This is a genomic window from Enterobacter cloacae complex sp. IR5450 (genome assembly GCF_049238665.1).
Classification (GTDB): domain Bacteria; phylum Pseudomonadota; class Gammaproteobacteria; order Enterobacterales; family Enterobacteriaceae; genus Enterobacter; species Enterobacter hormaechei_C.
Map to the genome: position 1 here is coordinate 84,445 of NZ_JBMKIC010000008.1, position 20,245 is coordinate 104,689.

The window sequence follows — 20,245 nt, forward strand, 5'->3', positions numbered from 1 at the left end:
CTGTGACCGTGACTCATCGCTCGGGAAGACAGCTCCCGAACGATACCGTCTCAGGATCTGATAATATCGTCCCGTCTGAGCAGGTCTAATAATTGGCTTACTAAATTTGTTACCAATTGTTGACCTTCCAGATGAATCTCAGGGGATTCAGGCGCTTCGTAAACGGAGTCAATGCCGGTGAAGTTTCGCAGCTCTCCCGCGCGGGCTTTTTTGTACAGCCCTTTAGGATCGCGCGCTTCGCAGATTGCCAGCGGGGTATCCACAAACACTTCAATAAAGCGATTCTGCCCCACGCGCTCACGCACCATCTGACGTTCGGCGCGGTGCGGTGAGATAAACGCCGTCAGCACCACCAGCCCGGCATCCGCCATCAGGCTGGCGACTTCCCCCACCCGACGAATGTTCTCTTTACGATCTTCATCGCTGAACCCTAAATCGCTGCACAGGCCGTGACGCACGTTGTCGCCGTCCAGCAGGTAGGTGCTCACCCCCTGCTGATGCAGCGCCTCTTCCAGTGCGCCTGCCACCGTGGATTTACCGGAGCCAGACAGCCCGGTAAACCACAGCACAACCCCACGGTGACCATGGAGCTGTTCGCGCTGGGCGACGGTGACCGGATGAGGATGCCAGACGACGTTCTCATCATGGGCGGCCATCACTTGCCTCCCAGCAGATCGCGTGCGCCCCAGTGCGGGAAGTGCTTACGCACCAGCGCGTTCAGTTCCAGCTCGAAGGCGCTGAACTCAGACGTCACGCTCGCCTGCGCGTCAGGCTCGCGCACCATGCCGGCACCGACGGTAACGTTCGTCAGGCGGTCAATGAAGATGAGCCCGCCCGTAACAGGATTCTGCTGATACGGATCCAGCACCAGCGGCTCGTCGAAGGTCATATCCACCAGACCGATGCCGTTCAGCGGCAGCTCGCTCACGTCACGGTGGGTCAGGTTGTTGATGTCCACCTGGAACTGAATGCCGTCCACGCGGGCGCGGGTTTTCTTGCCGGCGATTTTAATGTCATAGCTCTGGCCTGCGGTCAGCGGCTGTTCCGCCATCCACACCACGTCCACGGATGCGCCCTGCACCGCCGCCAGCGTTTCCTGCGCGTCGACCAGAAGGTCGCCGCGGCTGATATCAATTTCGTCTTTCAGTACCAGGGTTACCGCTTCACCTGCTCCGGCTTCGTCCAGATCGCCATCAAAGGTGACGATTCGGGCAATGGCCGATTCCACACCGGACGGCAGCACCTTCACGCGCTGGCCCACCTTCACCGCGCCGGACGCAATGGTGCCCGAGAAGCCGCGGAAATCGAGGTTCGGACGGTTCACGTACTGCACCGGGAAGCGCATCGGCTGGGTATCAACCACGCGCTGAATTTCAACGGTTTCCAGCACTTCCAGCAGCGTCGGGCCGCTGTACCACGGCATGTTCCCGCTCTGAGAGGCGACGTTATCCCCTTCCAGCGCCGACAGCGGCACAAAGCGAATATCGAGGTTGCCCGGCAGCTGTTCAGCAAAGGTCAGGTAGCTCTGACGGATCTCGTCGAATCGCGCTTCGCTGTAGTCCACCAGATCCATTTTGTTCACCGCCACCACCAGATGTTTGATCCCCAGCAGCGTAGAGATAAAGCTGTGACGACGAGTCTGATCCAGCACACCTTTACGGGCGTCGATCAGCAGGATCGCCAGATCACAGGTGGACGCGCCGGTCGCCATGTTACGAGTGTACTGCTCGTGCCCCGGGGTGTCGGCGATAATAAATTTGCGCTTTTCGGTAGAGAAGTAGCGATAGGCGACATCAATGGTAATGCCCTGCTCGCGCTCCGCCTGCAAGCCGTCTACCAGCAGCGCCAGGTCGAGTTTTTCGCCCTGGGTGCCGTGGCGTTTACTGTCATTGTGCAGGGAAGAGAGCTGATCTTCGTAGATCTGGCGCGTGTCGTGCAGCAGACGACCAATCAGGGTACTTTTCCCGTCATCCACGCTGCCGCAGGTCAGGAAACGCAGCAGACTTTTGTACTGTTGGGCGTGCAGATAAGCTTCTACGCCGCCTTCATCGGCAATTTGTTGGGCAATAGTCGTATTCATGGCGGCTCCTTAGAAATAACCCTGACGTTTCTTCAGCTCCATGGAGCCTGCCTGGTCGCGGTCAATCACGCGGCCCTGTCGCTCACTGGTAGTCGACACCAGCATCTCCTCGATGATCTCCGGCAGCGTCTGCGCACTGGATTCCACCGCGCCGGTCAACGGCCAGCAGCCGAGAGTACGGAAACGGACCATCTGTTTTTTGATCACTTCGCCCGGCTGTAAATCAATGCGATCGTCGTCGATCATCATCAGCATGCCGTCGCGCTCCAGCACCGGGCGCTCGGCCGCCAGATACAGCGGAACGATCTCAATATTTTCCAGATAGATGTACTGCCAGATATCCAGCTCGGTCCAGTTGGAGAGCGGGAAGACGCGAATGCTTTCGCCCTTGTTGATCTGGCCGTTGTAGTTGTGCCACAGCTCCGGACGCTGGTTTTTCGGGTCCCAGCGGTGGAAGCGGTCGCGGAAAGAGTAGATACGCTCTTTGGCGCGGGATTTCTCTTCGTCACGGCGCGCGCCGCCGAAGGCCGCATCAAAACCGTATTTATTCAGCGCCTGCTTCAGCCCTTCGGTTTTCATGATGTCGGTATGCTTGGCGCTGCCGTGCACGAACGGGTTGATGCCCATCGCCACCCCTTCCGGGTTTTTGTGCACCAGCAGCTCGCAGCCGTAGGCTTTGGCGGTACGGTCACGAAACTCGTACATCTCGCGGAATTTCCAGCCGGTATCCACGTGCAGCAGCGGGAACGGCAGCGTACCCGGATAAAACGCTTTACGCGCCAGGTGCAGCATGACGCTGGAATCTTTACCGATGGAGTACATCATCACCGGGTTAGAAAACTCGGCGGCCACTTCGCGGATAATGTGGATACTTTCCGCTTCGAGCTGCCGCAGGTGAGTAAGTCGTTTTTGGTCCATAACCGTTCCTTAAGCCAAATTTATAACAGAAGCGCCAAAGCCTTCTGTGTCGGTTGTGTGTTGGAACCAGGCGAGCGTGCTGTGCAGCTGCACCACTTCTCCCACCACAATCAGGGCGGGCATTGGGGCGTCTTTCGCCAGGGTTGCAAGGTCTTGTAAAGTGCCGATGGCGACATGCTGATCGACGCGTGTCCCGCGGGAGATCACCGCTACCGGCGTCGCCGCATCGCGACCGTGCTGAATAAGCTGTTCGCTGATGTCTGCCGCTTTCATCGTGCCCATATAAATCGCCAGCGTTTGTCGGCTCTGGGCGAGATGCGACCAGTCAAACGGCGTGCTGTCGGCTTTATAGTGCCCGGTCACAAAGGTCACGCTCTGGGCGTAATCGCGATGGGTCAGCGGAATACCGGCGTAGGCCGTGACGGCAGACGCCGCCGTAATGCCGGGAACCACCTGGAACGGGACGCCCGCTTCGGCTGCCGCCTGCAACTCCTCGCCACCACGACCGAAGATAAACGGATCGCCCCCTTTCAGGCGCACCACGGTTTTGCCCGCTTTCGCAGCGGCAATCAGCATTTGATTGGTGTCGTGCTGCGGCACGGAGTGCTCGCCGGCACGTTTGCCGACGCAGATTTGCTCCGCGTCACGGCGGATCAGCTCGCGAATACCGTCGGTGACCAGGTGGTCGTAGAACACGACATCCGCATCCTGAAGAACCTGGAGGCCACGCAGCGTGAGCAGCCCGGCATCGCCCGGCCCGGCGCCCACCAGAATGATCTCCCCGCCCGTACTGCCGGGGTTATCCAGTTCGTCTTCGAGGATTTGTTGCGCCGCCGTCTCGTTACCGGCCTGCATCAGGCTGGCAAAGCGGCCGCGAAACACACGCTCCCAGAAGCGACGGCGTTCCGTCACGCTGGTCAGACGCGTTTTCAGATGGTTGCGCCAGTAGCTGGCCTTCTCCGCCATACGTCCGAGGCTGGTCGGCAGCAGCGCTTCGATTTTTTCTCTCAGCACGCGCGCCAGCACCGGGGCGGTGCCGCCGGAGGAGATCGCCACCAGCAGCGGCGAGCGGTCGACAATCGACGGGAAGATAAATGAACATAACGGCTGGTCGTCTACCACGTTCACCAGGCGGTGACGGGCCTGGGCTGCGTCGGAGATTCGGCTGTTGAGCGCCCGATCTTCGGTTGCCGCAATCACCAGTACCACGCTGTCGATCTGAGACTCTGCAAAATCCGCCTCTGCAACGATCTGCACCTGCGCCCCGGCGCGTTGCAGGAAGGCGATTTTGCGATCGGCAATTTCACCCGTCCCGACAACCAATACCGGTCGGTCTTTTAAGGCAGCAAAAAGGGGGAGATAGTCCACAGGCAACAACTCACTAACAACCACGAATAAAGGGACTATAGGGGGCGGCTTAGATCGAATGAAATTACGAATTGGAATGAGTAGTTACTCAATGGAATAACGCCGTGGAAAAGCAAATATCAAAAAGTGCTTAACACGCGAAATTTCGGGCATTTAAGAGCAATTCAAATTGTGTCTACCCGATCACAGTTTCATACTATGCGGGTTAAAATTTTGCTCTGTTTTTAAGGACTCACTATGTTTTCCGCAATGCGCCACCGATTCGTTGCCCTGGCGCTCGGCGTTTGCTTTATCCTTCCGGCTCAGGCAAAAAATCCATCTTACGGTGAAATAGCCAGTATGCAGGCGCGGCATATTGCGACGGTCTTTCCGGGCCGTATGACCGGAACCCCAGCCGAGATGCTCTCGGCAGACTATATTCGTCAGCAGTTTGCGGATATGGGCTATGAAAGCGACATTCGCGCTTTCCACAGCCGCTACATCTATACCACTCGCAATAAAACGCAAAACTGGCATAACGTAACTGGCAGCACGGTTATTGCGGCGCACGAAGGAAAGGCGGCTGAGCAGATTATTATTATGGCGCACCTTGATACCTACACGCCGTTGAGCGATGCCGATGTCGATAATAATCTCGGCGGGCTGACGCTTCAGGGACTGGATGATAATGCGGCGGGTCTGGGCGTGATGCTTGAGCTGGCCGAACGCCTGAAGAATATTCCGACGAAATACAGCATTCGCTTTGTTGCGACCAGCGGCGAAGAAGAAGGAAAACTCGGCGCTGAGAATCTCCTTAAGCGCATGAGCGCTGAGGAGAAGAAAAATACGTTGCTGGTGATTAACCTCGATAATCTGATCGTGGGGGATAAGCTCTATTTTAATAGCGGACAGAGCACGCCGAGCAGCGTACGTAAACTCACCCGCGACCGCGCGCTGGCGCTTGCCCGCACGCATGGCGTCTATGCCGCGACAAATCCGGGCGGTAACCCGGAGTATCCTAAAGGCACAGGCTGCTGTAATGACGGTGAAGTGTTTGATAAGGCGGGCATTCCGGTGCTGTACGTCGAGGCGACGAACTGGGCGCTGGGCAAAAAAGATGGCTATCAGCAGCGCAGCAAATCGAAAGCCTTCCCGGACGGGACCAGCTGGCATGATGTGCGGCTGGATAATCAGCAGCACATTGATAAAGCGCTGCCGCAGCGGATTGAGCACCGCAGCCGGGATGTCGTGAAAGTAATGCTGCCGCTGGTGAAGGAGCTGGCGAAAGCGGGGAAAGCCTGAGGTCGTTAAGCATAGTGCGGCCTGACGCCCTCACCCCACCCCTCTCCCACGGGGCTGAGGGTTCCCCACAAAATAATGCCTGCACAGACGGCCCCCTCTCCCTTGAGGGAGAGGGCTGGGGTGAGGGGGAACATACGGCTCTGGTGGTCATTCCGTTCACTTTATGTTCCTTGCTACTCTGTCACGACATGACCGGTGAACGTGTCAGGGTGGCTCAGTCGCCACCACCCTGGCGACCCGGGCTTCCGGCGGAAAATCGCCGCTTCGCGGTGCCTTCGGCTTATTCATTCCGGCTTATCGGGGACGGGCGGAGGTAACATCCCTGTAAAGCCCGCCCTCTCGGCGCATCCCTGCGCCTCGCCCCGGCCTACAGGAAACGCCTCAGCGATTTACAGCCGGACCGAAGCATCGCTGAAAGCCCTCAGTTATTCTGAGGCAACGTTATCGCTTTTGCTTTCGAATTACTGGGGAACCACCCACGGGGAGAGGGAGAATTAAGCCTTTGTAGGCCCGGTAAGCGCAGCGCCACCGGGCGAAAAAACATTACCCTTCGTGCAGCCCGCACTCGCGCTTCAGCCCGAAGAATCGCGTCTCTTCTTCCGCCATTCCCGGTTCCCATTTACGCGTGGTGTGGGTGTCGCCTACCGACAGGTAGCCTTGATCCCACAGCGGATGGTACTTCAGCCCGTGCTTTTGCAGATACTGGTACACCGTGCGGTTATCCCAGTCGATGATCGGCAGCACTTTGAACACGCCGCGCTGCACCGCCAGCACCGGCAGCGTTGCCCGGCTCCCGGACTGCTCGCGGCGCAGGCCCGCAAACCAGGTCTGAGCGTTCAGTTCTTTTAGCGCCCGGTTCATCGGCTCGACCTTGTTGATCTCATTGTATTTCTCAATGCCCTCAACGCCCTGCTCCCACAGCTTGCCGTAACGCGCCTCCTGCCAGGCCGCGCTTTCCGTCGCACGGTAGACTTTCAGGTTCAGCCTGAGCTTATCCGTCAGCTCGTCGATAAACTGATAGGTCTCCGGGAACAGATAGCCGGTATCGGTGAGGATCACCGGAATGTCCGGACGGATCTGATTCACCAGATGCAGACTGACCGCCGCCTGAATGCCAAAGCTCGACGAAAGCACATAGTCTCCCGGCAGGTTTTCCAGCGCCCACGCCACGCGCCCTTCGGCGTCCAGCTTTTCCAGTTGGGCGTTAGTTTCCGCGAGTGCCAGAATGCGTTCGACTTTTGGCAATGCGTTAAGCGCGTTTAGATCGAGTACGGACATAATTACCTCTCGTGGTTACTCCCAGAAATCCCTTGCGGGATCGAGCACCGGGCGAATGATGCCCGCACGTACCGTAAAGTCGCCGAAGCCTTCACCCGCTTCGCGCTCTTTCGCCCAGCGTCCGATAAGCACGTCGAGGGAATCGAGAATTTCCGGCTCGGTGATGTTCTCGCGGAACATACGCGGAATACGCGTCCCGATACGGTTACCGCCCAGGTGCAGGTTATAGCGACCCGGCGCTTTCCCTACCAGACCGAGTTCGGCCAGCATCGCGCGGCCGCAGCCGTTCGGGCAGCCCGTCACGCGCATAACAATATGCTCGTCCGGAATACCGTGTTTTTCCAGAATCGCTTCCACTTTATCAGTGAAGGACGGCAGGAAACGCTCGGCTTCGGCCATCGCCAGCGGACAGGTCGGGAACGACACGCAGGCCATCGAGTTTTCACGCTGCGCGCTCACCGCATTCATCAACCCGTGCTCGCGGGCCAGCTCTTCAATTCTCGCCTTTTCGCTTTCCGGCACGCTGGCGACGATCAGGTTCTGGTTAGCGGTGATACGGAACTCGCCTTTGTGGATCTTCGCGATTTCCAGCAGGCCGGTTTTCAGCGGACGGCCCGGATAATCAAGAATACGGCCGTTTTCGATAAACAGCGTCAGGTGCCATTTGTTATCGATACCTTTAACCCAGCCGATGCGATCGCCGCGACCGGTAAATTCGTAAGGGCGGATCGGCTCAAACTTGATGCCCGCGCGACGCTCCACTTCTTCTTTGAACGTCTCGACGCCTACGCGCTCCAGAGTGTATTTGGTTTTCGCGTTTTTACGATCGGTACGGTTACCCCAGTCGCGCTGGGTAGTAACCACCGCCTCAGCCACTGCCAGCGTGTGCTCCAGCGGCAGGAAGCCGAACTCGCTCGCGGTGCGGGCGTAGGTTTTCTTGTTACCGTGTTCGATGGACAGGCCGCCGCCCACCAGCAGGTTAAAGCCAATCAGCTTGCCGTTTTCGGCAATCGCCACGAAGTTCATGTCGTTGGCGTGCAGGTCGATATCGTTCTGCGGCGGGATCACCACCGTGGTTTTGAACTTACGCGGCAGGTAGGTCTGGCCAAGGATCGGCTCTTCGTCGGTGGTCGCGACTTTTTCCTGACCGAGCCAGATCTCAGCATAGGCGCGCGTACGCGGCAGCAGGTGCTCGGAGATCTTCTTCGCCCACTCGTACGCTTCGGCGTGCAGTTCGGACTCGTACGGATTCGAGGTGCAGAGCACGTTACGGTTCATGTCGTTGGCGGTCGCCAGCGCGTCCAGACCCACGGAGTGCAGCATCTGGTGAACCGGCTTGACGTTCTTCTTCAGAATGCCGTGGAACTGGAAGGTCTGACGGTTGGTCAGACGAATGCTGCCGTAAATCGTGTTGTCATGGGCAAACTTGTCGATCGCCTGCCACTGTTTAGTGGTGATGATGCCACCCGGCAGACGACAGCGCAGCAGCATCGCGTGACGCGGCTCCAGCTTCTGCTCGGCACGTTCGGCGCGGATATCGCGGTCGTCCTGCTGGTACATACCGTGGAAACGGATCAGCAGGAAGTTGTCGCCTTTGAAACCGCCGGTCAGGCCGTCATTTAAATCTTCGGCAATGGTACCGCGCAGGTAGTTGCTCTCTACCTTCATGCGCTCGGCATCAGACAGTTTGCCTTCGACCACCAGTGGGCCAGGATGTTTTTCGCTCATTAGTAGACATCTCGCTGATAACGGCGCTCTACGCGCAGCTCACTTAAAAATTCATCCGCCGTTTCGGCATCCATACCGCCGAATTCGGCAATCACTTCCAGCAGTGCCTGCTCAACGTCTTTCGCCATGCGATTGGCGTCGCCGCAGACATAAATGTGGGCACCGTCATTGATCCAGCGCCACAGCTCTGCGCCCTGTTCGCGCAGTTTGTCTTGTACGTATACTTTTTCTTTCTGGTCACGAGACCAGGCCAGATCGATGCGGGTCAGCACACCCTCTTTGACGTAGCGCTGCCATTCAACCTGGTAGAGGAAATCCTCGGTAAAATGCGGGTTGCCGAAGAACAGCCAGTTTTTACCCGGTGCCTCGTCCGCTGCACGCTGCTGCATAAAGGCGCGGAACGGTGCGATGCCGGTGCCCGGGCCAATCATGATCACCGGCGTTTCCGGGTTCGCCGGCAGACGGAAGTTGTCGTTGTGCTCGATAAAGACGCGCACCTCGCCCTCTTCTTCCACGCGGTCGGCCAGGAAGCCCGAGGCCCCGCCCGCCCGCGCGCGGCCTTCGATGTCGTAACGCACCACGCCAACGGTGATGTGGACTTCGTTTTCCACTTCCGCCTGTGAGGAGGCGATGGAGTAAAGACGCGGCGTCAGTGGACGCAGCAGGCCGATCAGCGCGTCGGCATCCAGCTGTGCCGGTGAGAAACGCACCATATCGACAATCGGCGTTGTCGCCGCGTATTGCTGTAACTTCGCCTTATCCCCGACCAGCGGAAGGAGCGATTCGCTGCGGGTTAAGGTGGCGTAGTTTTCAACGATGTTGGCGGTGTTCACCGTCAGCTCGAAATGCCACTGAAGCGCCTCAGAGAGCGGTAAGGTTTTACCCTCCACCTGGACCGGCTCCGTGCCTTTCAGCCACAGCAGTTCGACCAGCTCTTTCACCAGCGCCGGATCGTTCTGATACCAGACGCCCAGCGCATCGCCAGGCTGATAACGCAGGCCGGAGTCACCGAGATCGATTTCGATATGACGCACGTCTTTTTCCGAATCACGGCCCGTGATTTTCTGGTTTACCGACAGGCTCGCCGTCAGCGGCGCATCTTTCGTGTAAGGGCTGGTGTGGATTTCGTTGACGGTGCCCGCTGCGGTAACGGCGGCCTGCGCTGGCGTCTCTTTCGGGACGCGGGCCTTCAGCACCTCAACGATGCGCGCCCGCCATTCGGCGGCGGCGGCCTGGTATTCGACATCAGCGTCTACGCGATCCAGCAGGCGCTCTGCGCCCAGCTCCGCCAGCTTGCTGTCGAAATCTTTACCGGACTGGCAGAAAAATTCATAGGACGTATCACCGAGGCCGAAGACGGCAAAGGCGGTGCCCTCGAGCTTTGGCGCTTTTTTCGAGAACAGGAACTTATGCAGCGCGACGGCTTCTTCCGCAGGCTCGCCTTCGCCCTGCGTTGACGCCACCACCACCAGCAGTTTTTCTGACGCGATCTGTTTGAATTTATAATCCCCGGCGTTGACCAGGTTAACGTTCAGCTTCGCGGCGAGCAGGTCATCACGCAGCGCTTCGGCCACACGACGGGCATTACCCGTTTGCGAAGCGGAGATAAGCGTGATGGCAGGAATTTCAACGGCCGTTGGCGGGACGCCAGCCACAGCACCCGGCTGCTGGTTCAGCATTCCCCAGAAATAGCCGGAGACCCAGGCGAGCTGGGTGGGTGAAAAATCGGAAGTCGCGGCCTGGAGGCGCGCCAGTTGCTCCGGGTTAAGGGGAAGCAAATTTGAAGGTGGGGCCTGTGTTGTCATGCGTCGTTATGTTCCAGTAGCAAAGCGGACTTTAAGCGAATAAATCCAAACTGAAGATAAGGTTAACGGCGGGGATAATAACAATTAAAGAAGGGATGGAAATAATAAATAACCAAATGGACTAACCTGTTTTAGTTATCGTTCTTAACGATAAAAGCGATTAAATAACTATTTGAAATAAAACAATAAAAGCCGATAAACACCATGGATGCGAGGCGGTGACCGTTCAGAGCCGTTTTAGTTAATGATAAAAATTGTGCTTTCCGGTACTATGCGGCGGTTTTTTCCGCATTCCTGAGAGCTATGATGTCCACCACACTGTTTAAAGATTTCACCTTCGAAGCCGCACACCACCTTCCACACGTTCCTGCCGGGCACAAATGTGGCCGCCTGCATGGACACTCGTTTATGGTGCGTCTTGAAATCACCGGTGAAGTCGATCCCCATACGGGCTGGATCATGGACTTTGCCGAACTGAAGGCCGCGTTTAAGCCGACCTACGATCGTCTCGATCACTACTATCTGAATGATATTCCGGGCCTTGAAAACCCGACCAGCGAGGTGCTGGCGAAATGGATTTGGGATCAGATGAAACCGCTGGTCCCGCTGCTGAGCGCGGTGATGATCAAAGAGACCTGCACGGCAGGCTGCGTCTACCGCGGGGAGTGAATCTCCTCCGTTTCGGCCTCACGAGGCACGAGCGGCGTAAACTCGTAGAGCACCAGCGCATTACTCTCCAGTGATTCACTCAGTTGCCAGCCGTCATAAAGGCGTTCATCGCGTACGGAAAGCGTTGGACGCGCTTTATGCGCTATCCAGCGCCACATCTCTTCATCAGGGCCGCTTTCGCTGCCAACCCCTTCAAGCAACGGATAGAGCGCGCCGTTGTGCTGATCAAACAGATGGCATTTAATTCGCCATTTACCGCGCATTCCCTTCAGGTGTAAATGATACTGCTGGCGAAAACGCTGGATGAAGGCTTCTTCACTGGATAGGAGCGGATTAAAAACCACCACATTACGCAGCAACAGCTGATAACCATTGCGATGGCGCGTAAGCAGGACACGCTTATCATTGACCAGCACCTCGCCCCGCAGACGTTGCCAGAGCTAGAGTACCCAATAAACCGGACGCGGCAGACCATGGTTATACTGTAGCGCAAGGCTTGAGGTATCGATGGTGTTGTTCGCACGGGCTTCTCCCTGAAGGCCCGAATTGAGCCAGAATCCCGCCAGCCAGACCTGCTCCGAAAGCCCGAGCAGGTTCTGCATCAGCAGCGCCCCACGAAAAAACCAGCCGTTTGTCGCCCGCGTGTTGCCGGTGAGGGTATTCCAGGAGAGAAGCCAGACGGGAAGCGAACATTTTCGCAGGCGAAGGGCAGCGAGGATCTGGCGGACCTTCAGTATCGGATAATTTTCCGTTGAGGAGAGAGGGGTTACCTCCAGCTGCGCAGGATCGAGAAGTTCATTGGCATCGGCAGAGCAGGCAAGAAAATCGGCCTGCATCAGGATGGCTGAACTGAACAGGGTATCGTCGCTTACGCCCGCGCTGACGGGGGCAAATCGGTGCCATAAACCAAACTTTGCCTGCGGAAGATAAGTTCGTATTGCCTTTTGCTGGGCCAGCCAGACCTGCTCCCGGGTCTCCTCACTCGCCTGTGTTGACCAGTGCATGACGAAGTGCCAGCCCGCGGTGATTTCTGGCGAAAAATGATTAACCGACTGTTGTAAAAAGCGGGTGAGAAGATCGCGACGGGTCGTTACGCCGGTGTGCAGTAGCACCGTCCACTGCTTTTTTGCCAGCCAGGTGAAGAGCTGATGCAGATTGTACCAGCAGGCGTAGCCCGCCATCTGGGGGTCATCCCACCCGGTAGCAAACAGACGACTGCTGAGAAAAGGTTCGGCGATATCAATTCCCTCAATGGGAATGGCCTCATTTATCGCCTCCAGATTTTGTCGAACGTCCTCACGGAGCAAATCGTCGAGCTCACGCAGGGTAATGACCACCCGCATACGGCGCAGCGAGGCAGAAAGAGGATTAAGCTGCTCAAGATCCAGGCTCTGCTCCTGCTGCGGATGAACGATGAGCGGCGAGGCTCCCCAACCGCGCGCCACCGGTTCATTGAGCAGGCTAAACAGCTTGTCCACGGCGACCGGATAGCGCTGCTCACGCCTGTCCGTCCGAATACGTGCCGCCTCCGGGTGCTGGCGCCGGGCCTTACGAAACTCACCCGGAGACATATTGTGAACACGCCTGAACCGATCGCTCATCATACGCGTGCTGGCGAAACCCTGCTCAAGCGCAATCTGGTGCAGCGGTCGGTTCGTCAGCCGGAGAGCGTCGGCCGCCTTTTCCAGCCGCAGGTGGGTGATGTACTGCATGAAACTGATCCCCACCTCCTTGCGAAAGAGACGAGAGAGCCAGGCTTCAGAGACATATTCACTCGCGGCGATTTCCGCAAGCGTAATACGGCGGGAATAACTGGCATTGATCCGCTCTATCACCCGGGCGATGCGTTTGCTGTGCGCTGAGGAAAGTTCCCGGGACAGCATACGGGCGGGCTGTTGAAAGCGGCTGGTCAGCAACAGCAAAATCTCGCTCAGCCAGCGGTACGCCTCCAGCCGGTAGCGGTGCGGGTCGTTGATGAGGGTGACCACAAGAAGCTGGCGCAGCAGATCGCGAAGCGCATCGCACTGGGGCCAGACGCCTCCGGCTTCTGCCGGTACAGCATAATCATGGGCAAAAAAATCATTGCAGAGCTGGACCACCCAGCGCCCGGAAAGGGTTACGCGCAGGGTGACATTTGCCGTTTCGCTCGTGAACTGCCAGCGCCGATGACGGTTTATGATGGCAAGGGTATTGGCCTCCAGGATGTCACGTCCCGCATCGGTGTTCAGCTCTGCCCGCCCTTCCAGCACCCAGAGCAACGTTAGCGTATCGCCTTCATCCTCCACGCAGTGGCGAATGTCCTGAATCTCTATCCAAAATTCATCTCCCCGTTGCGCCATCTTACCCCTCATCAAAGACAAATAATGACCTGCTCTTTTTTGTCATAACTGAATTGTATGAAAAACAATCAAAACAATGCCGTCGCTTTACAACAAAAAATTGCATTTTCAGGCAGTACGATCGTCATAGACTCGAAATTATCATCGTTTGGCAGAAAAAGGATAACAAAAATGACACATCCAATTATCGAAGCTCTGCGTGGCAACGAAGCTCGGTTCACTGAATTACGGCGCTATTTTCATCAGCATCCTGAAATTGGTTTTGAGGAGCACAACACGAGCGATCGCGTTGCTGCGCTGCTTCAGGAATGGGGATATGAGGTTCATCGCGGGCTGGCGAAAACCGGTGTGGTCGGCACACTGAAGGTGGGTAACGGGCATAAACGCCTGGGCCTGCGCGCCGATATGGATGCGCTGCCAATGCAGGAAAACAACGGCAAGGCGTGGAGCAGTACCGTTGAGGGTAAATTTCACGGCTGCGGTCATGACGGCCACACCACAACGCTCCTGTATGCAGCGGAGTACCTGGCACGCACCCGCAATTTTAACGGCACGCTGCACCTTATTTTTCAGCCCGCGGAAGAACTTCTGTATGGCGGACGCGTTATGGTAGAGGACGGTTTGTTTGACCTGTTCCCCTGCGACCACATCTTTGGTCTACACAATATGCCGTCACAGCCCCTCGGAAAAATTGGTCTGCGCGATGGCGCCATGATGGCCTCTTCCGACACCCTTCATATTGAGGTTAACGGCGTGGGTGGTCACGGCGCGGTGCCAGAACATACCGTTGACGCCACCCTGGTTGCCTGTCATATCACTATCGCGTTGCAGTCGATTGTTTCGCGCAACATTACCCCCTTCCAGCCAGCCGTCGTTACCGTAGGCAGCATTCAGGCCGGGCACGCCCCCAACATTATCAACGACAAAGTATTGATGAAACTTACCGTGCGCACGCTGGATGAACGCGTGCGGCAAACCGTGCTACAGCGTATCCATGATATCGCCGTTGCACAGGCGGAAAGTTTCAATGCGACGGCCACCATTCGACACATTAACGGCAGCCCGGTGCTGAAAAACAATCCGCAAGCCAACGAGATGGTGCGCAGCGTCGCCACCGATCTGTTCGGTCAGGATGCCGTCGCGGAGGTCAATGCGTTTATGGGCAGCGAGGACTTTGCTTTCATGCTCGAGAAAAATCCCAATGGATGCTATTTCACGCTTGGCGCCGGGGATGAGCCGGACCGCTGCATGGTACATAACCCGGGCTACGACTTTAACGACAACATTCTCCTCACCGGCGCGGCGCTGTGGGCCGCACTGACCGAACACTTTCTGCGCTGATTCGCACCTTCCCGGGAGGGCTGCATTATGAGTACCGTTTCCCTGACAGGCGCATCCGCCTACGCCGGTAACGATCGGCTGCTGGCGGGTATCGTCATGAGCGTTCTGACATTCTGGCTGTTTGCCCAGTCGGTTATCAACGTGGTTCCGGCCATGCAGAATAGCCTCGATATTGCCCTCGAAACCCTTACGCTGGCCGTCAGCCTTAGCGCGTTGTTCAGCGGCTGTTTTGTCGTCGCCTGCGGTGGGTTTGCCGATAAGTATGGGCGCATGCGCCTGACCATGATTGGCCTGATACTGAGCATGATCGGGAGTGGTCTGCTGTTCATTTCATGGGAGCCCGTCCTGTTTCTGTTGGGAAGAGCGATACAGGGGCTATCAGCGGCCTGCATCATGCCCGCCACGCTGGCGCTGATTAAGACCTGGTATGACGGTAAAGCACGCCAGCGCGCCATCAGCTTTTGGGTTATCGGCTCCTGGGGCGGCAGTGGCCTGAGCTCGTTTGTGGGAGGCGCCATCGCCACCACGCTGGGCTGGCGCTGGATATTTATTTTCTCCATGGTGGTGGCTCTGGCCGCGCTATTGCTTATCCGCGCCACCCCGGAAAGCCGCAGCCCTGATGCGTGTCGACACAAACTGGATATCAGCGGCCTGGTGAGTTTTGTCCTTATGCTGGTGCTGTTCAATCTGTTTATTAGCAAAGGACACAGCTGGGGCTGGAGCAGCAGTTTATCGCTTCTTGTACTGTGTGGAGCCGTGATTGCACTGATGTGTTTTGTCGTTACCGGGCGACGGAAAGGCGATGCGGCGCTGATCGATTTCGCCCTGTTTAAAAACCGGGCCTATAGCGCCTCGGTATTCTCAAATTTCCTGCTCAACGGCTGCATTGGCACCATGATGATCGCCAGCATCTGGTTGCAGCAGGGCCATCATCTGTCACCACTACAGACAGGCATGATGACGCTGGGGTATCTGGTTACCGTACTGGCGATGATCCGGGTGGGTGAAAAACTGCTTCAGCGCTATGGCGCCAGGCTGCCGATGATGACCGGCCCGCTGCTGACCGCAACAGGTATTTCGCTGATTTCATGCACCTTCTTAAGCAAAGAGGTCTACATTGTCACCGTCTTTCTGAGCAATATTTTATTCGGGCTGGGGCTCGGATGTTACGCCACGCCCTCAACGGACACGGCGGTAATGAATGCCCCTGAAAACAAAGTGGGGGTGGCTTCAGGGATCTATAAGATGGGCAGTTCCCTGGGCGGCGCAATGGGGATCGCGGTCACCGCATCGCTGTACACCCTATGGCTGCCGATGGGAACGGCCAGTGCCGCGCAGTATGCCTTGCTGTTCAACAGTGCGATTTGCCTTGGGTCGGCAGTCGTGACCTGGGCTTTACTGCCAACAACAAAAGCCCCGCGTTAAGCGGGGCCACAAAAGTATCAGGCAATGTTCAAATATTTGTGCGTCTGCATCGACAGGCGCCAGTTGCGGGCGATACAGGTTTCAATGCACAGACGGGTCGCATCGTCTTTCTGGCTGATAGGCTGTAGCGCGATCACGCGCTGCTTTTCGTCCGTCAGCGTCGCCAGCAGTTCATCCAGCGCTTCGATGTCACGCACGCGCCCCACCGGATGTTTGATCTCATCAGCACGCTCAAGCGCCTGCGATAGTACGTCATACCCGCCGCGCATATTCACTTTCGGTGAAACCGTTACCCACGTTGAATGGGAGCAGCGCACTTCATGGGTACCGCTGGTTTCAATCTGACAGCTATAGCCGTTCTTTTCGAGCAGTTCGGTGAGCGGCATCAGATCATGAATGCAGGGTTCCCCGCCGGTGATCACCACGTGCCGCGCCGTCCAGCCCTGACGACCAATAATGGCAAGCAGATCCTCCGCGCTGCCCGCGCCCCATTTATCGCTCTCTTTGGTTTTCGCCAGAATGCTGAACAGCGACACTTCCCGATCTGCGAGCTTATCCCACGTATGTTTGGTATCACACCAGGCGCAGCCAACCGGGCATCCCTGTAAACGAATAAAGATAGCGGGAACGCCGGTAAAATAACCCTCGCCTTGAAGGGTCTGGAACATCTCGTTAATCGGGTACTGCATAGTCAACTCTGTTAAGGGGATAAACGATAAGTATCGCAGATCCCCGTCAGATGATCATGCTCCATCGGTGCTTTGCGCGCCAATTGCCGCCATAAACCGTTCCGTAATTTGCTGCGGTCGGGTGATCGCCCCGCCGACGACAACTGTGTGCGCCCCCAGCGCCAGACACCTGGCCGCGCGATCGGGGGTATTCACGTTACCTTCGGCAATCACGGGGATCGTGACGGCAGACAGCACCTCTTTCAAAAACGCGCAGTCATTTTCCGGTAGCGAATGGCCCGCGGTCTCCGCCGTATAACCGTAAAGGGTGGTTCCGACACAATCAAATCCCAGCGCCTGCGCGGTCACGGCCTCCTGCACGGTGGCAATATCCGCCATCAGCAGCAGCGACGGGTAACGGGTGCGGATCTGCGCGATCAGCATGTCCAGCGATACGCCACCGGGCCGTTTTCGGGCGGTCGCATCCAGCGCAACGATCTCCGGGGCGACCGCCATCAGCTCATCCACTTCTTTGAGCGTCGCGGTGATGAACACCTCGCTGTCCGGATAGTCTCGTTTGATGATGCCGATGACCGGCAGTGAGACCAGCCCTTTGATAGCCACGATATCCACCACGCTATTGGCGCGGATCGCAGCGGCACCGCCCTGGGCCGCCGCCAGCGCCATTCGCGACATAATAAACGGGCTGTGCAGCGGTTCGTTTTCCAGCGCCTGGCAGGAGACGACCAGTTTTCCTTTCAGGTTATCCAGTACAGTTTTCATTACGATAAGATCTCTTCCACTTCGTTTTTGATAATGGTGACGTGCGGGCCATAGATGACCTGAACCCCGTTACCGCGCACGATGACGCCGCGCGCGCCGGTCGCTTTCAGTGCAGATTCATTGACTTTGCTACCGTCTTTCACCGTGACGCGAAGGCGCGTGGCGCAGCAGTCAACGTCATCCAGATTGTCTTTTCCTCCCAGCCCGGCGATCACCGCCGCGGCGCGCTCGCTTTGCGGCAGGGTAGCCTCGTCAGCCAACGCCTCCTTTTCACGGCCCGGCGTGGCAAAATCAAAACGTTTGATCAGATAGCGGAAGGTACAGTAGTAAAGGAAGAACCACGGTACGCCCACCAGCGGGACGAACATCCAGTTAGTTTTCGCTTCCCCCTGCAAAATGCCGAACAGCACGAAATCAATAAACCCGCCGGAGAAAGTTTGTCCGATGGTGATGTGCAGAATGTGCGCGAGCATGAACGCCAGCCCGTCAAACAGCGCATGAATGACGTACAGCACCGGGGCAATAAACAGGAATGAGAACTCTATGGGCTCGGTAATTCCCGTCAGGAATGAGGTTAACGCCGCAGAAAGCAGCAGCCCGGCGACGCGCTTCTTATTCTCCGGCCTGGCCGTGTGGTACATCGCAAGGCAGGCGCCCAGCAGGCCAAACATCATGGTAATAAAGCGCCCGGACATGAAGCGCGACGTGCCCTCATAGAAATGCTGCGTGTTCGGGTCGGCGAGCTGGGCGAAGAAGATCCGCTGCGTGCCCTCAACCAGGTGACCGTTAACAATTTCACTGCCGCCAAGCGCGGTGGTCCAGAACGGAAGATAGAAGATGTGGTGCAAACCAAACGGGCCAAGCATGCGCAGGATGAAGCCGTACAGCAAAGTCCCCAGATAGCCGGTGGCATCCACCAGCCCGCCGAGGCCAAAGATCAGCTTCTGAAAATGCGGCCAGACCACGGTCATCAGCGCGCCGACGAGTATCGCCGCCAGCGAGCTGATAATGGGAACGAAGCGTGAGCCGCCAAAAAAGCCCAGGAATTGCGGAAGCGCGATTTTATTAAATCGATGATGCAGTGCGCAGGTCACCAGCCCAATAACTACCCCACCAAACACGCCCGTTTCAAGCGTCTGAATACCCAGCGTCATGCCCTGCCCTGCGGCGCCCGGGTTCTCATGCGCCAGTTTTCCGGTCAGGATCAGCAGCGCATTGATAGTGGCATTCATCACCAGATAAGCGAGCAACGCCGCCAGCCCTGCCGTGCCTTTATCATTTTTCGCCAGCCCAACGGCGACCCCAACAGCAAACAGTACCGACAGGTTTGCAAACACAATCGAGCCTGCGCTGCTCATGATGGTAAAGATGGCCTGTAGCCAGCCAACGTCTAAAAATGGATACGCGGTAAGCGTATTTGGATTCGATAGCGCCCCGCCGATCCCCAGCAACAGACCTGCTGCGGGCAGTATGGCGATGGGTAACATAAAGGATTTGCCGAAGCGCTGCGCTTTTTCAAACCATCCGCCGGAAGACGCTCCGCTGAACATTTGCATCATTTTTTTATCCCCCTGGTTATTGATGAAAATTTTTACCACATATATTTTTAATTGTGAAAATTACCATCAAAAAACCAGGACACCGATCATACTTTTTCGAAATGACTGGCATCTCTCCCCCGCTTTCCGCCACACTAGTTGGCAGAGAAACGCATTAAGGATCTAGCATGTCGGACCATGAAAACCTGCTGCTGAAGCTACGCCAGGAGGCTTCCGGGTACAGCCCAACGCAACAAAAACTGGGGGAGTTTGTTCTCAACGATCCTGCCAGGGTGCTCTACCTGACGATCACCGAGCTGGCGCGTGAAAGCGGCACCAGCGAGGCCAGCGTCACACGCCTTTGCCGCACGCTGGGCTGTAAGGGGTATAACGAATTTAAAATGGCGCTTGCGCTGGATATTCAGCAGGGTTTGCCTGAGCGTCAGGCAGGAGATGCAATAGATAACGTGGTGGATGAGTCTGTCCAGGCGCTGCAAGATACCGCAAAACTCCTCGACCGGGCCCAACTTGAACAGGCGACACTGGCCCTGCATCAGGCGCAGTCAGTGCAAATTTACGGGGTGGCCGCCAGCGCGATACTCGGGGAATATCTGCATTACAAGCTCCTGCGGCTGGGCAAACCCGCGCAGCTGTTTAGCGATATGCATCGCGCGGCCATGAATGCGGCAACGCTCTCGAAAGAGACGCTGGTGGTGGCCATCTCAAGTTCCGGCTCTACACGGGATCTGCTTCACGTGGTGAAACTCGCCCGCAAGAGGGGCGTTAAGGTACTGGCGCTCAGCAATACGCCCCGCAGCCCGCTGGCCTCCCTGAGCGATTTACAGCTGGTTGCAGCCAAACCCGAGGGACCGCTGAGCGCGGGTGCGCTCAATGCCAAGGTTGGCGTGATGCTGCTGGTTGAACTGTTAACCACTTCCCTTATTGCAGTAGACAGCCGTTACGGTGACGTCAGCCAGCAAACGGCAAGCGCCACGTTGCCGCTTCTGCTATAGAAAACAAAAAA

The 20,245-nt window shown here is 57.1% G+C and carries 15 protein-coding genes and 1 pseudogene; 5 read left to right on the top strand and 11 right to left on the bottom strand.

Annotated elements, in window-relative coordinates; genetic code table 11:
• Nucleotides 1-50 precede the first annotated feature (50 nt).
• The 4 genes from cysC to cysG are packed head-to-tail and all read right to left on the bottom strand — an operon-like array spanning nucleotide 51 to nucleotide 4,366.
• Complete coding sequence (cysC, locus tag ACOTYB_RS09165) at nucleotides 51-656, bottom strand: adenylyl-sulfate kinase (RefSeq protein WP_015571713.1); 606 nt, start codon at nucleotides 654-656, stop codon at nucleotides 51-53.
• On the bottom strand, nucleotides 656-2,080 hold the full coding sequence (cysN, locus tag ACOTYB_RS09170) for a sulfate adenylyltransferase subunit CysN (RefSeq protein ID WP_023314741.1): 1,425 nt from the start codon (nucleotides 2,078-2,080) through the stop codon (nucleotides 656-658). Before cysN ends, cysC begins: the two co-directional genes overlap by 1 nt.
• A gap of 9 nt (nucleotides 2,081-2,089) precedes the next feature.
• Nucleotides 2,090-2,998: a sulfate adenylyltransferase subunit CysD gene (gene cysD / locus ACOTYB_RS09175; RefSeq protein ID WP_006811770.1), complete on the bottom strand. Its 909-nt coding sequence runs from the start codon at nucleotides 2,996-2,998 to the stop codon at nucleotides 2,090-2,092.
• Nucleotides 2,999-3,007: 9 nt separating this feature from the next.
• On the bottom strand, nucleotides 3,008-4,366 hold the full coding sequence (cysG, locus tag ACOTYB_RS09180) for a siroheme synthase CysG (protein ID WP_022651777.1): 1,359 nt from the start codon (nucleotides 4,364-4,366) through the stop codon (nucleotides 3,008-3,010).
• 237 nt (nucleotides 4,367-4,603) lie between these two features.
• Between cysG and ACOTYB_RS09185 the strand changes: the two genes are divergently transcribed.
• Nucleotides 4,604-5,647: an aminopeptidase gene (locus tag ACOTYB_RS09185; protein ID WP_023314743.1), complete on the top strand. Its 1,044-nt coding sequence runs from the start codon at nucleotides 4,604-4,606 to the stop codon at nucleotides 5,645-5,647.
• Between the two features lie 543 nt (nucleotides 5,648-6,190).
• Here the strand turns inward: ACOTYB_RS09185 and cysH are convergent.
• From cysH to cysJ, 3 genes are read right to left on the bottom strand one after another with little or no spacing between them, the layout of a single operon-like run.
• Nucleotides 6,191-6,925 carry a phosphoadenosine phosphosulfate reductase gene (gene cysH, locus ACOTYB_RS09190; RefSeq protein WP_003862694.1) on the bottom strand — a complete coding sequence of 245 codons (735 nt, stop codon included), beginning with the start codon at nucleotides 6,923-6,925 and terminating at the stop codon, nucleotides 6,191-6,193.
• Between the two features lie 15 nt (nucleotides 6,926-6,940).
• Nucleotides 6,941-8,653: an assimilatory sulfite reductase (NADPH) hemoprotein subunit gene (gene cysI / locus ACOTYB_RS09195; protein ID WP_409248824.1), complete on the bottom strand. Its 1,713-nt coding sequence runs from the start codon at nucleotides 8,651-8,653 to the stop codon at nucleotides 6,941-6,943.
• Nucleotides 8,653-10,458 (bottom strand): NADPH-dependent assimilatory sulfite reductase flavoprotein subunit, encoded by a 1,806-nt coding sequence (cysJ, locus tag ACOTYB_RS09200; RefSeq protein ID WP_220153309.1) that lies wholly within the window; start codon nucleotides 10,456-10,458, stop codon nucleotides 8,653-8,655. Before cysJ ends, cysI begins: the two co-directional genes overlap by 1 nt.
• Nucleotides 10,459-10,761: 303 nt before the next feature.
• Here cysJ and queD point away from each other — a divergent pair, with 303 nt between their 5' ends.
• A complete protein-coding gene (gene queD, locus ACOTYB_RS09205; protein WP_006811776.1) occupies nucleotides 10,762-11,127 on the top strand; it encodes a 6-carboxytetrahydropterin synthase QueD in 366 nt (121 codons plus the stop codon).
• Here queD and ACOTYB_RS09210 read toward each other — a convergent pair.
• A pseudogene (locus ACOTYB_RS09210) lies at nucleotides 11,112-13,466 on the bottom strand (helix-turn-helix domain-containing protein). The gene queD and the pseudogene ACOTYB_RS09210 overlap by 16 nt on opposite strands.
• Before the next feature lie 171 nt (nucleotides 13,467-13,637).
• On the opposite strand from ACOTYB_RS09210, the gene ACOTYB_RS09215 reads away from it, so the two are divergent.
• Nucleotides 13,638-14,807: a M20 aminoacylase family protein gene (locus ACOTYB_RS09215; RefSeq protein ID WP_220153311.1), complete on the top strand. Its 1,170-nt coding sequence runs from the start codon at nucleotides 13,638-13,640 to the stop codon at nucleotides 14,805-14,807.
• 27 nt (nucleotides 14,808-14,834) lie between these two features.
• Nucleotides 14,835-16,232 carry an MFS transporter gene (locus ACOTYB_RS09220; RefSeq protein ID WP_220153312.1) on the top strand — a complete coding sequence of 466 codons (1,398 nt, stop codon included), beginning with the start codon at nucleotides 14,835-14,837 and terminating at the stop codon, nucleotides 16,230-16,232.
• A gap of 17 nt (nucleotides 16,233-16,249) precedes the next feature.
• Here the strand turns inward: ACOTYB_RS09220 and queE are convergent, their stop codons facing one another.
• From queE to ACOTYB_RS09235, 3 genes are read right to left on the bottom strand one after another with little or no spacing between them, the layout of a single operon-like run.
• Nucleotides 16,250-16,921 carry a 7-carboxy-7-deazaguanine synthase QueE gene (queE, locus tag ACOTYB_RS09225; RefSeq protein WP_006811780.1) on the bottom strand — a complete coding sequence of 224 codons (672 nt, stop codon included), beginning with the start codon at nucleotides 16,919-16,921 and terminating at the stop codon, nucleotides 16,250-16,252.
• Between the two features lie 54 nt (nucleotides 16,922-16,975).
• Entirely contained in the window at nucleotides 16,976-17,683 is a 708-nt protein-coding gene (locus ACOTYB_RS09230; protein ID WP_063979320.1) for an N-acetylmannosamine-6-phosphate 2-epimerase, read from the bottom strand.
• Nucleotides 17,683-19,242: a PTS transporter subunit EIIC gene (locus tag ACOTYB_RS09235; protein ID WP_045343911.1), complete on the bottom strand. Its 1,560-nt coding sequence runs from the start codon at nucleotides 19,240-19,242 to the stop codon at nucleotides 17,683-17,685. The genes ACOTYB_RS09230 and ACOTYB_RS09235 overlap by 1 nt, the downstream gene beginning before the upstream one ends.
• 167 nt (nucleotides 19,243-19,409) lie before the next feature.
• Here ACOTYB_RS09235 and ACOTYB_RS09240 point away from each other — a divergent pair, with 167 nt between their 5' ends.
• Nucleotides 19,410-20,234, top strand: coding sequence for a MurR/RpiR family transcriptional regulator (locus ACOTYB_RS09240; RefSeq protein WP_063944438.1), 825 nt, complete (start codon nucleotides 19,410-19,412; stop codon nucleotides 20,232-20,234).
• Nucleotides 20,235-20,245: the final 11 nt, after the last annotated feature.